The 12,239-nt window shown below is 69.5% G+C and carries 10 protein-coding genes; 3 read left to right on the forward strand and 7 right to left on the reverse strand.

Translation table 11 applies throughout. The features are described from left to right. Positions 1 to 145 precede the first annotated feature (145 nt). Positions 146 to 1,492: an MFS transporter gene (locus tag ACZ63D_RS00265; RefSeq protein WP_465352090.1), complete on the forward strand. Its 1,347-nt coding sequence runs from the start codon at positions 146 to 148 to the stop codon at positions 1,490 to 1,492. 183 nt (positions 1,493 to 1,675) lie between these two features. Further along, on the forward strand, positions 1,676 to 3,088 hold the full coding sequence (locus tag ACZ63D_RS00270; protein ID WP_465352091.1) for a PKD domain-containing protein: 1,413 nt from the start codon (positions 1,676 to 1,678) through the stop codon (positions 3,086 to 3,088). Between the two features lie 107 nt (positions 3,089 to 3,195). Here ACZ63D_RS00270 and ACZ63D_RS00275 read toward each other — a convergent pair whose 3' ends face one another. The 4 genes from ACZ63D_RS00275 to ACZ63D_RS00290 all read right to left on the reverse strand — a co-directional run bounded on the left by ACZ63D_RS00275 (position 3,196) and on the right by ACZ63D_RS00290 (position 6,712). Further along, on the reverse strand, positions 3,196 to 3,318 hold the full coding sequence (locus ACZ63D_RS00275; RefSeq protein ID WP_465352092.1) for a hypothetical protein: 123 nt from the start codon (positions 3,316 to 3,318) through the stop codon (positions 3,196 to 3,198). A 60-nt stretch (positions 3,319 to 3,378) separates the two neighbouring features. Further along, on the reverse strand, positions 3,379 to 4,782 hold the full coding sequence (locus ACZ63D_RS00280) for a DHA2 family efflux MFS transporter permease subunit (RefSeq protein ID WP_465352093.1): 1,404 nt from the start codon (positions 4,780 to 4,782) through the stop codon (positions 3,379 to 3,381). 125 nt (positions 4,783 to 4,907) lie between these two features. Continuing rightward, positions 4,908 to 5,546 (reverse strand): TetR/AcrR family transcriptional regulator, encoded by a 639-nt coding sequence (locus ACZ63D_RS00285; protein ID WP_465352094.1) that lies wholly within the window; start codon positions 5,544 to 5,546, stop codon positions 4,908 to 4,910. A gap of 83 nt (positions 5,547 to 5,629) precedes the next feature. Further along, the gene (locus ACZ63D_RS00290; protein WP_465352095.1) at positions 5,630 to 6,712 is read right to left on the reverse strand and encodes a ferritin-like domain-containing protein; all 1,083 of its coding nucleotides are present in this window, start codon (positions 6,710 to 6,712) and stop codon (positions 5,630 to 5,632) included. 346 nt (positions 6,713 to 7,058) lie between these two features. Between ACZ63D_RS00290 and ACZ63D_RS00295 the strand changes: the two genes are divergently transcribed. Continuing rightward, on the forward strand, positions 7,059 to 9,836 hold the full coding sequence (locus ACZ63D_RS00295; RefSeq protein ID WP_465352096.1) for a helix-turn-helix transcriptional regulator: 2,778 nt from the start codon (positions 7,059 to 7,061) through the stop codon (positions 9,834 to 9,836). 16 nt (positions 9,837 to 9,852) lie between these two features. On the opposite strand, the gene ACZ63D_RS00300 is transcribed toward ACZ63D_RS00295, so the two are convergent. From ACZ63D_RS00300 to ACZ63D_RS00310, 3 genes are read right to left on the reverse strand one after another with little or no spacing between them, the layout of a single operon-like run. Next, positions 9,853 to 11,448, reverse strand: coding sequence for an acyl-CoA carboxylase subunit beta (locus tag ACZ63D_RS00300; protein WP_465352097.1), 1,596 nt, complete (start codon positions 11,446 to 11,448; stop codon positions 9,853 to 9,855). Then, the gene (locus ACZ63D_RS00305) at positions 11,445 to 12,008 is read right to left on the reverse strand and encodes an NADPH-dependent FMN reductase (protein WP_465352098.1); all 564 of its coding nucleotides are present in this window, start codon (positions 12,006 to 12,008) and stop codon (positions 11,445 to 11,447) included. The genes ACZ63D_RS00300 and ACZ63D_RS00305 overlap by 4 nt, the downstream gene beginning before the upstream one ends. A 22-nt stretch (positions 12,009 to 12,030) precedes the next feature. Further along, the gene (locus ACZ63D_RS00310) at positions 12,031 to 12,216 is read right to left on the reverse strand and encodes an MbtH family protein (protein ID WP_465352099.1); all 186 of its coding nucleotides are present in this window, start codon (positions 12,214 to 12,216) and stop codon (positions 12,031 to 12,033) included. Positions 12,217 to 12,239: the final 23 nt, after the last annotated feature.

Here is a 12,239-nt window from a genome sequence, read left to right on the forward strand (position 1 = left end):
ATTTCGCAAACCCGAAGCAGCGCTTCGGGAACTCCGAATTGATTGCCCCGAACGGCCTGCTTACGCTACGGCGACCCCGCTCGGGGCTCGCTATTTCCCTTCACCTTCCCCAGCCCGCCGCACCCCATTCGGAGAGGGGCGTTCAATGACGACGCCGAAATCCCCGTCCGCACCGGAATCCGCCGCCCGCGCCAGGTCCGGCCGCCGCGCCGTCGTGGCGAGCATGGTCGGCACCACCGTCGAGTACTACGACTTCCTGGTTTACGGGGTCGCCGCCTCGCTGGTCTTCGGAAAGCTGTTCTTCCCGCAGGTCGACCCCGCCGCCGGGGTCCTGCTGTCGCTGTCCACCTTCGCGATCGCTTTCGTGATGCGCCCGATCGGCGCGGCGATCTTCGGCAACCTCGGCGACCGCGTCGGCCGCAAACGCGTGCTGTTCCTGACCATGACGCTGATGGGCGTCGGCACCTTCGCGATCGGCCTGCTGCCGACCTACCGCACGATCGGCCTCGCCGCGCCGGTCCTGCTCGTCCTCTGCCGGTTGCTCCAAGGCCTCGCCCTCGGCGGCGAACAGGCCGGCGGTTTCGTGATGAGCGTGGAAAGCTCGTCCGGCAACCGCCGCGGTTTGGCCGGTGCGTTCGTCAACTCCGGCGCGGGCTGGGGCCTGCTCCTGGCGAACCTGCTGTTCCTGGTCCTGAACGAACTGCCCGGCGACGCCTTCCTCGCCTGGGGCTGGCGCGTCCCGTTCCTGCTGAGCGCGGTGCTGGTGCTGGTCGGCCTGTACATCCGGGTCAAGCTCGACGAAAGCCCCGAGTTCGTCCGCGTGGAAAACGCCCGAGCGGTGAAACGGGTCCCGCTCGCGGACGCGATCAAGCACGGCTGGCGCCCGATGATCCTGGTGATGCTGTGCTGCCTCGGCACCCACGTCAATTTCTATGTGGTGACGGTGTATTCGCTGACCTACGGCACTTCGGTGCTGCACCAGCCGAAGACCACGCTGCTGTCGATGCTGCTGATCGTGACCGCGATGTACATGGTCACCACCCCGCTGTTCGGTTTGCTGGCCGACCGGTTCGGGCGCAAGCAGGTGTTCGTCGTGTCGGCGATCGCCCTGGTGCTGACGCCGTTCGCGTTCTACCCGCTGCTGGGCAGCGGCAGCTACCTGCCGATGGTGGCGGGTTTCGTGCTGCTGTTCCTGGCGGTCAGCGCGAACTCCGCCGCGGAGCCGACGTTCTTCGCGCTGTCTTTCCCGCCGTCGATCCGCTACAGCGGGCTGGCCGTGTCCTACGGCCTGGGCGCGGTGCTCGGCGGCTCGTTCGCCCCGCTGATCTCGGCGGCGCTGGTCAAGTCGAGCGGCAGCTGGACCGCGGTCGCGATCTACAACGGCGGTGCGGCGTTGATTTCCGTACTGGCCGGGTTGTCGCTGCGGGAACTCCCCCGGCTGAGCACGAAAACCACCCCGGCTCAGTCCGGCTCCGCTCCGCAGGCCGTCTGACTGTCCGAAAAGCTGGACAGTCACGCTCCCGAAACCGGCCTAGGTTGCGGTTGCGGGCAATCTGGTCTGGCGGAAGGAAATCGAGCGATGTGGACGAATAACGGTCAGTCGGCGGCACGTCACCACACCAGCACCCCTCGGCCCGGTATCACCAGGCGGCGGAGAAATCGACGGACCGCCGCTTTGGCCACCGCCGGATGCGTCGCGCTGACCTCGGCACTGACGCTGGCGGCGCCGTCGAGCGCGGAGACCCCGCTCCCCCTGCACCATTACCTCCTGGTCGGCGGATTCGCCTCGCCCGGCATCAGCTCGGTGAGCGTGACCCGGGACAGCGCGATGACCACCGTCCCCGGCTCCCCGTTCGCCGGAGGCCTCGGTTCGCTGGGCATGGCGATCACTCCCGACGCGCAGAAGGTCTATTCCGTACACAGCGGATCCGGCACCATCATCGGCTACCGCATCGCCAAGGACGGCACACTGAGCCCGATCGACGGCGGCACTGTCCTGGTCGGCCTGCCTGTCGTCGGAGCCGCCATCACCCCGGACGGCTCGCGATTGTTCGTCACCCTGGGAGGCGGTGCCAACGGCAGGGGATCAGTGCGCTCGTACGCGATTTCCCCGTCGGGCACGCTCAGCCGAACGGGCGTGCCCGACGCACCGATCGACAGCGCGATCAGCCAGGTCGCGATCTCGCCGGACGCCAGCCACCTCATCGTCACGAACTATCTCGCGAACAGCGTGACGTCCTTCGCGATCGCCCCCAACGCAACGCTGACGCAGGTCGGCACGCCGGTGGCGGCCGGGAACAAGCCAGTCATCCCCGCGTTCACGCCGGATGGGAAGTACCTCTATGTCAGCAACGAAGGCAGCGGTGACCTCTCGGGCTACGCAGTCGGCCATGACGGTTCACTGACACCGATCCCGGGCTCGCCGTATCCCAGCGGCGGAACCACGCACGGTGCCGTCATCACGCCGGACTCGCACCGGCTCTACGTGCCCAACACCACCTCCAACACCGTAACCGGCTGGAGCATCGGCACCGGAGGCCAGCTGACGCCACTGCCCGGCTCGCCGTATCCGATGCCAGTCATGCCGGGCCGGGTCACGCTCAGCGCGGACGGCAAGTACCTGTTCGTCATCCAGGCGATCGCGGTGGACAACCCGACGTTGCACAGCCAGGTGTACAGCTATGTGCTGCGGCCAGACGGCCAGCCAGCAGCCAGCGGCCTCCCGCCCGCCGACACCGGCCTGGTCTGGCACGACGGTTCGAACGCGTTCCTCACGCCGGACCAAGGCCCGCTGGCCGCACTGACCGAATCCGGACCCACCTCCGGCAAAACCCGCGCTTTCACCGCAGCGGGTTCCTCGGACCCGGACGGCACAGTGGCCCAGTACGCCTGGGATTTCGGCGACGGACAGCGGCTGGTGACCACCACGCCCGATCTCTCGCACACATACGCCAAGCCCGGCACCTGGACGGTGACGGTGACTGTCACCGATGACGAAGGTTGTTCCACCAGCCTGATTTACGAGGGAACGACAGTCACCTGCGGCGGTGGACCGCGTGCGCAGGCACGCATGACTGTCACGACGTAGCGACGAGATCGCCGAAGCGGGGCTAAAAGTATGCCGGTTTCGGTGCCGTCCGGTTTGGACTCGCTGGAGTCATGCGGTTTGCCGCGAACGGCCCGGCGGACGCTCAATCACGGCGCCGCCGGGCCCTGGCTCAGGAACCCCGAATAAACGATCTTCAACAGCACCGCGTAAGCGTGCTGCTGATCCGCGCTGATCTGCTGTTCCTCGGTCAACCCGTGATTCACCGCCACGATCTGGCCGTCCGCAAAAGGCGGCCCGGCACCCGCCGAGCCGCCTTCCGTGGCGGAACCTCAGTCCGCCACACGGACCTCCGGTTCCGTCGTGGCGGCCGGTTGCGCGGCCGGGGCCGGGAACTTGATGAAGAAGGCAGTCACCAGCAAGGCGACCAGCGCCGCCACCGTGCAGTACAAGAACATGTGGCTGTACGCGTCGACCCCGCGAACGCCACGCGCACTCGTGAATTGCTGCAGGATCACCGCCATCACCGCGATGCCCAGCGCGCCGCCGAACTGGCGGGACGCCGTGTTCAGGCCACTCGAACCGGCGAAGCGCGTGGGCGGGGCCGACATCGCGGCGGTGATCGACGTGCCCGTGGTGGCCGCGCCCATGCCAAAACCGGCTACCAGCGCCGCGGGCAGCCAGAAGGTCAGGAACGACGCGTGGTCGGCCAGTCCGAAGCTGAACCACAGGCCGCACGCGGCGAAGCAGGTCAGGCCGACCATCGTTACCGTGCGGGGGCCGCCGATTTTCGCGACGACGCGGGAAAGGCCGAGCGCCGCGACCGAAGCGGCGAAGGCGCCCGGGGTGTTCGCGACGCCTGCTTGCATCTCGGAGTATCCCCAGATTTCGGTGAGGTACAGGACGCTGCCGAGCATCCAGGCGTACTGGGCCATCCCGTAGAACAGCGACACGACGTTGACCGCGGCGAAGTTCCGGTTGCTCCACAAGGAAATCTCGATCGCCGGGACGGCGTGGCGGCGCGACCGCAGCACCGCGATCAGCAGCGCCGCGATGCCGACCAGCGCGCTGGCCAGGATCCGGGCGTCGAGCCAGCCCCAGTTGCCGCCTTGGGTGACGGCGAACGTCAGGCCGCCGATGCCCAGCGCCAGGCACAGGGTGCCGAACGGGTCGGGGATTTTGCCGCTCAACGGGGCCTGCGGCGCGGGCAGCACGCGCAGCGCGGAGACGATGACCAGGAGACCGAGCGGCAGGTTGATGTAGAACACCGACTGCCAGCCCAGCTGTTCGACCAGCACGCCGCCGATGCTCGGGCCGACCGCGGCGGCGACCGCGCCGGCCGCGCTCCACAGGCCGATCGAGGAGGCTCGTTTTTCGGCGGGGCCGTCCATCAGCAGAATCGCCAGCGACGCCGGGATCATCGCCGCGGCGCCGGCTCCTTGGACCAGCCGGGCGACGACCAGCACGGTCAGGTCCGGGGCCAGGGCGCAGGCCAGCGAGGCCAGCGTGAACAGCCCGACGCCGCCGACGAACAGCTTGCGTCTGCCGAGCACGTCGGCGAGCCGTCCGGCGGGGGCCAGCAGGGCGGCGAGGAACACCGCGTAGCCGCTCAGGACCCAGGACAGGTCGGGGACCGTCGCGGCGGGGAAATCGTGCTGCAGGTCGGGGACGGCCAGGCTGGTGACCGTGGTGTCCAGCATCGCCAGAAAGGTGGCTCCGCAGGCGGTCAGAGCCACCGCCAGATACTGTTTTCGCGTTGGTCCAGCCATGACGAACGCCTCTCACTTCCTCGTACGGGTCGGCGGGAAACACCCGGATCGCCGGGACGGCGGCGGGCGGGCAACGGCCTGGGCGGACGGGCTCAGTCGCGCGGAAGCAGCCCCGGATCGAGGCACACCGAACGCAGCCGGGCGAGAACCGCGGCCCGCGACCGGGCCATCGCTTCGGAGCCCGGCAGCAACCGCGACTGGTACACCGTCGCCGCACCCAGTGCGTTGATTTCGAAGGCGAGCTGAGGCACATCGACGTCGTCGGCGATTTCCCCCGCGTCGACCGCCTCGGCCGCGAGCCGCTCGAGCAGCGCCAGCCACTCCCCGAGCACCTCGGCCAGGCGGTCCCGGACCGGACCGGTCCGGGCGTCGTACTCGAATTGCGCGTTGACGAAGAAACACCCGCCGGGAAGCCGGTCGTCGCCGATGTAGGCCAGCCGGGCCTCGTGCAGCTTCCACAGCCTGCCGACGCCCGGCGGCTCGGCCATGGCCCCCGCGATCACCAGCTCCTTGAAGCTCTCCTTGGCGCGGGCGATCGTGGCCAGCTGCAGCTCTTCCTTGCTGTGCCAGTGCGCGAACAGCCCCGACTTGCTCACGCCGAGCCGGTCGGCCAGCTGCCCCAGGGTCAGCCCGTCGAGCCCGGCCTCGGTGGCGAGCGCGATCGCGGCGTCGAGCACCGTCGCCCGGGTGCGCTCGCCCCGGACCAGCCTGCCGTCTGCGATCTCCGTCACAGCGAGCACGCTAGCAAAAAACTATCCGACCGATCGTTAATATTTCTCGATTGTGACCTGCTTCATACCCTGCGTGCTCGGTCTCAGTCGTCGAACCGGCCCAGCGCGATGGCCGAGTCGACCTGTTCGATCCTCGCCTGGTCCAGGTCCTCGGCGATCTTCTCGTCCTGCTCCATCAGCGCTTCGAGGTCCTGGCCCTCGTAGCCGATGATCCCCATGTCGGCGAATTTCGCCCGCATCTTCTCCCCGAAGAGGCCGATGTCCTTGAGCGTCGGCACGATCCGGGAGAAGAGATGGCTCTGGAACCGCTTGAAATGCTCGGACTCGCGCATGAAGGTGATGCACTCGTCGGCGTCGACGTCGAGGTTGCGCCAGACCTCCTCGCCGGCGAAGCGCTGCTGCATCAGATGGCACGCCTCGGTGCAGAACTCTTCGCGCTCGTCCCGCTCGGCTTCGGTCAGCTCCGGGTAGTACTCGCGCAGCGCGAGCCTGCCGAAAGCGACGTGCCGGGCTTCGTCCTGCATCACGTAGGCGTTGAGCGTTTTGGCGAGCGGTTCGGTCGCCAGATCGCGGATCAGCCCGAAGGCGGCCAGCGCGAGGCCCTCGATCAGCACCTGCATGCCCAGATAGGTCATGTCCCAGCGGGAATCGGAGATGACGTCGTTGAGCAGCGCTTTCAGCCCGGGGTTGATCGGATAGGCGAGTTCGAGTTTTTCCCGCAGGTAACGGGAATACACCTCGACGTGCCGGGCCTCGTCCATGACCTGCGTCGCGGCGTAGAACTTCGCGTCCAGCCCGGGCACCGTGTGCACGATCTTGGAGGAACAGATCAACGCGCCCTGCTCGCCGTGCAAGAACTGCGAGAACTGCCACGCGGCCAGATGGTGGCGGACGGTGCCGCGTTCCTTCGGCCCGAGCGATTCCCACACCCGGGAGCCGTAAATCGCGATGCTCTGTTCCGGTACTCCCATCGGGTCATTGGTGTCGACCTCGATGGACCAGTCGAGCCGTTCGGCGGCGTCCCACTGCTTCTTTTTGCCTTTTTCGTAGAGGCCGAGCAGCCGATCGCGCCCCTCGTCGTACTCCCAGTCGAAGACCGTGGTACCGCCACCCGGCACCTGCCACTGCGTCTGCTCGACCGGCAGCGCATAGATGCGTGTGCTCACGAACCCTCCACGGTTTCCCTTCTGCGGGCAAGACGCGGTCCAGTCTTGTGCGGACGGCACCGGCCGCGACACTGGGGATTACCCTGGGGCGCCCCCTGGCACGAACGAATCCGGGCGCTTGACAAGCCCCTGGCGTTGCGCTTCCGTTGACGTCAGCCGCGACGGCGAAGAAATCTTCGCTGGGACAAGGCCGGACGGGGCCCGGCGGCCTGGGGGTTTCGCGGCTTCAAGGAAAAAACTGCTGACATGTCCAGGGGGGACTATGCCTCGGCCCGCTCCACGACGACCTCTATCAGCGAAGAACGCGAATGCTCCGCTCGCGAAAAACAAATCGGCCGATCGGCGGTTGCTCTGCGGACGGGAAAACGAACTGCGCACGCTGCTCGAATTCCTCGACGGCCTCCGCGACGGCGGAACCTCGGCGCTGGTGCAGGTGACCGGCGACGCCGGAGTGGGCAAAAGCACCGTTTTGGACACTTTCGCCGAATACGCCCGCGAGCGCGGCACCACCGTGCTGACCGTGCGGGCATTTCGCGGAGCGGCCGAGCGGCCGTTGGGAGTATTCGGCGAATTGCTCGAAGACCATTTCGATCTCCCGCTCGCCGCGCCGTCCTCGCCGGAGAACGCGCACCGCGACGTCCGAAGCCTGCTGGAACGGCTGGCCGCGGAACAACCGCTGGTACTGATTCTTGACGATTGCCACAGCTACGAAAAGAAATCGCTGAAGCTGCTGGCGGATCTGCTCCGGAAACCGCCGAACGCCCCCGTCCTGCTCGCCCTCGGCTTCCGGGACCGGCAGGCCTGCGCCGGGCTCCGGTCGCTCCTGCTCGACCGGTCGCGCGCGCTGCCCGTCGCCCGGCTCGACATCCGTCCGCTTTCCGAGGACGACGTTCAGCAGCTGCTGGCGGGTGCGGGAACCCCGACCTGGCGCACGCAGCTCTACCGCGAGAGCGGGGGCAACCCGCGCTACCTGAACGCGCTGCTCAAGGAGCGGCCCTGGCCGGGAGAGCAGTCGAGTCCCCTGCACGCGAACCACGACGACATCGAGTTCCTGGCCGAGTTCGACGGCATCGATCCGCTCGCCCGGCACGTCGCCGACGCCGCGGCGGTCCTCGGCGAAGGCTTCGACGTCGCGCTGATCGCCACCATGCTGGCCGCGCCCGAGCAGGAAGTGCTGGTGGCGCTGGATTCCCTGATCCGCCGGGACCTCGTGCGGCCCGCGGTGCACGGCACCAGTTTCGCCTTCCGCCATCCGGTGGTGTGCCGCGCGGTCTACCAGAGCTGCGAACTGAGCAGGCGGATCCGGCTGCACGAACTGGCCGGCGAAACCCTGCGCGAACGCGGCGCGCCCGCCTCGCAGCGCGCACCGCACGTGCAGCACAGCATCCGTTACGGCGACCTCGCCGGCGCGGAGCTGCTGGCCGGCGCGGCCATGGAAATCATGGCGAATCAGCCGCGCACGGCCGCGTCCTGGCTGCGCACCGCCTTGCAGACGCTGCCCAGCCGCGATGAAACCCGGCAGCGCCGCGCCGTCGCGCTCATGGCGCTGGCCCGGGCGCTCGGGATCAGCGGGGAGCTGTCCGAATCCTGGGACGCCATGCACCACGCGCTGCGCACGCTCACCGACGAACAGCGCGACGAGCGGGCCGAGGCGGTCGCCCACCTCGCCGCGATCGAGCGGATGCTGGGCGCTCGCGGTTCGGCGGACGTGATCCTGCGCGCGGAAATCGCCGCGCGCGGCGACGACGCCGGAGTGCCCACCGCCTTCCTCCAGCTGGAGATGGCGCACGGGGAACTGGTCCGCAACGACCCGGAGGCCTGCCACGCGTGGGCGAGCAAGGCGCTCGCGATCGCCCGCCGCCACCGGCATCGCGGGCTCGAGGCGTCGTGCCTGGGGCTGCTCGGAAAGACGGACTGCGCGCTGGGCGACACGGCCGGCGCGGCCGCCCGGCTGGACCTGGCGATCGCGATTCTCGACGGGATGCTCGACGACGAACTGCCGGAGAGCCTGGACGCGGCGGTGTGGATCGGCTGGAGCGAAATCCTGCTGCAGCGCTGGTACGACGCCGCGCGGCACTTCGACCGGGCCGTCGAAAGCGCGGTCCGGACGAACAACGGCATGGTGCTTTCGCAACTGCTGCTGGGGCAGGTGATGGCGTTGCGCAGCCGCGGCAAACTCGCGGAGGCGCAGGCGGCCGCCGGGCACGCGGTGCAGCTCGCCGAACGGTCCGGGTGCGAAGAACAGCTTTTCACCGCCCGCGCGCGGCTCTGCTGGGCGAACAGCTACCTGGGCGTCCCCGACGAGGCGCTCAGCGCGGTCACCGAGAAGATGGCCCGGGAGAGCGAGGTCGTCGTGGGCTGGCAGGGCGCGCTGGCGCTGCGGCTGCTGGCCGAGGCCCGGTTGCTCGACGACGACCCGGACGGCTGTCTCGAACTCGCGGGCATCATCGGCAACGTCGACCTCCAAGTCGCCAACGCCGGTTCGCGGGTGATCTGGTACGAGCTGCTGGTCCGGGCCGAACTCGACGCGGGACGCCCGGCCGTCGCGGCGGCGTGGGCCGAACGCGCGCAAGCGCTGATCTCGCTGACCGGACAGGCCGGGCTGGGCCACCTCGCGGCCGCGCAGGTTTTGCTGGTCACAGATCCGGCCGCCGCGCTGCCCGCCGCGAGGGCGGCCGTCGCCGGGATCACGCGGACCGGTGCCACCGTGGACGAACTGCGCGCCCGGGTCGTGCTGGGCGTCGCGCTGTGGCACCAGGGGCTTACCGACGAAGCGTTGCGGGAACTGCGTTTCGCGAAGGCGGGCTTGGAGCGCGCCGGTGCGACCGCGCTGGCGAAACGCGCGCATCGGGAACAGCGCCGGCTCGCCGCGCGCAGGTCCCGGACGGCCGAAAGCCCGGAGCCGGCCGCCACCGAACCGCTGCTCACCCGCCGCGAACAGCAGATCGCCGAACTCGTCCGGGACGGGCTCACCAACCGCAAGATCTCCCGCAGGCTCAGCATTTCCGAGAAAACCGTGGAGATGCACCTGACCAACCTGTTCGGGAAACTGGGCGTGGACAACCGGACCGCGGTCGCCGCTCATGTCGCCGACCTCCGGCTCACCGCGACGTCCGCGCGGTGAGCCGGAGCGGGACGGTTCAGAGCGGGATGTTGCTGTGCTTGCGGGGCGGGGTCACCACCCGTTTGGTCCACAGGGTCCGCAGCGCGCGGACGAGGTGCGCCCGGGTCTCCGAAGGAGCGACGACGTCGTCGACGCAACCCCGCTCCGCGGCGACGTACGGGCTGATCAGCGTTTCGTAGTACTGCTCGGCGAAGTCGCGGCGGGCCGCCTCGGGGTCGGCGGCTCCCGCGATTTCCCGGTGGAACAGCAGTCCCACTCCCCCGCCGGCGCCGATCACCCCGATCTCCGCGGTCGGCCAGGCCAGCACCAGGTCAGCGCCGAACTCCTTCGACGCCATCACCGCGTACCCGCCGCCGAAAGCCTTGCGCGTGATGACGGTGATCTTCGGGACGGTCGCCTCGATGTAAGCGAAGCCGAGTTTCGCGCCGCGGCGGATGATCCCGGCGTGTTCCTGATCGGTGCCGGGAAGAAATCCCGGGACGTCGACGATCGTGAGCAGCGGGATCCCGAACGCGTCGCAGAACCGCACGAACCGCGCGGCCTTCTCGGCGGCGTCGATGTCGAGCGCGCCCGCGAGGTGCTGCGGCTGGTTGGCGACCACGCCCACCGGCCTGCCCTCGACGTGCGCGAATCCGCACACGATGTTGGGCGCGAACTCTTCGTGCACCTCCAGCAGGAACTCGTCGTCGACGAGCCCGCCGATGACGTCGAGGACGTCGTAGCCGCGCGTGGGCAGGTCGGGGATCACCTCGTCCAGTCCGCGGTCCAGCGGGGATTCGGCGAGGTCCGCGACCACCGGATGGCTCGGCGGCTCCTCGAGGTTGTTGCCCGGCAGGAAGGAAAGCAGGTCCTTGACGTAGTCGATCGCGGCGGGTTCGTCGGCGGCCATGTGGTGCGCGTTGCCGGTCCTGGCCACGTGCAGCCGGGCCCCGCCGAGGTCCTCCATGCCGACCGTTTCGCCGTTCACCGCGCGGATCACGTCCGGGCCGGTGACGAACATGTGCGAGGTTTTCTCGACCATCACGACGAAATCGGACGCCGCGGGCGTGTACACCGCGCCGCCCGCGCACACTCCCATGATCACCGAGATCTGCGGGACGATCCCGGACGCGCCGACCACGCGCCGCGCGACCTGGCCGAAGGAAGCCAGCGACAGCACGCCTTCGTGCACGCGCGCGCCGCTGGAGTCGTAAAGGCCGACGACCGGGCAGCCGACCCGCACCGCCATGTCGAGCACCTTGCCGACCTTCTGGCCGAACACCTCGCCGACGCTGCCGTTGAACGAGGTCACGTCCTGGGCGAACACGCACACCGGGCGGCCGTCCACCTTGCCGAAGCCGGCGACCACGCCGTCGCCCGCCGGACGCTGCCGGTCCGCGCCGAAGTTCGTGCTGCGGTGCCGGGCCAGCGGATCGATCTCGACGAACGAGTCCTCGTCGAGCAGCAGGTCGAGACGCTCGCGGGCGGTGAACTTGCCCAGCACGTGCTGGCGCCGCGCCGCGCGCGGGGAACCGGGTTCCCGGGATTCCGCGCGGCGGCGGCGGTATTCGGCGATGCGCTCGGCCGTGGTCGCGGGCGGCGCCGGTTCGGCGGGGACGGGCGACGCGGTCACCGGACCACCTCCGCGGAGCCTGCCATGCGGGCGAATTCGACGACCTGCCCGGCCACGACGCCGAGCTTCTCCGTGTCGGCGGCGAGGGGCCCGGCTTCGAGCGTGGCGCCGAACGGCGTCGGCCAGCCGCGCAGGGCGTGCACGATGGCTCGCAGCGCGGCCAGGGTGACACCGCCCGCCTGGGCGCCCGCCGAGGTCACGATGCAGCCGACCGCGCGGCCGTCCAGGTAGGGCCGGTCGTCCTCGCGGAGGTCCTCGAGATAGTCCAGCGCGTTCTTGACCTGTCCGGACACGCCCCCGTGGTAGCTCGGAGTGGCGAGGATCAGGCCGTCCGCGCGTGCGACGGCCGCGACGAGTTCGGTCGCGGGCCAGGCCCGGTCCGGGTGGCGAGGCCGGAACAACGGCAACCGGCCGAGGAACGCGCCGCCGAAGAGCCGGACCTCGGCGCCGTGGCTCTCGGCTTCCCGCAGCGCCGCGGCCAGCGCGCGCTCGGTCGCCGAGTCCGGATGGTCCGAGCCGCCGATGCCGACCACGAACGGCCGTCTCCCGAACGTGCCCATGGTTTCTCCCCTGTCCGCCGGGTCAGCTCGCGTCGCGCAGGCTGCGCGGACGCAGGTCGGTCCACACCTCGTCGACGTAGGCCAGGCAGTCGGCTTCCGGGCCGCTGAACCCCGCCGGCCGCCAGCCCGCCGGGACCGGCAGGGACTCGTCCCAGAGCGAATACTGTTCCTCGTCGTTGAGCACGACCTGGAAGGTGCGTTCCGCCATCGCGGTTCTCCTTTGCTCGCGGG

It is taken from the genome of Amycolatopsis sp. NPDC104775, assembly GCF_055583325.1.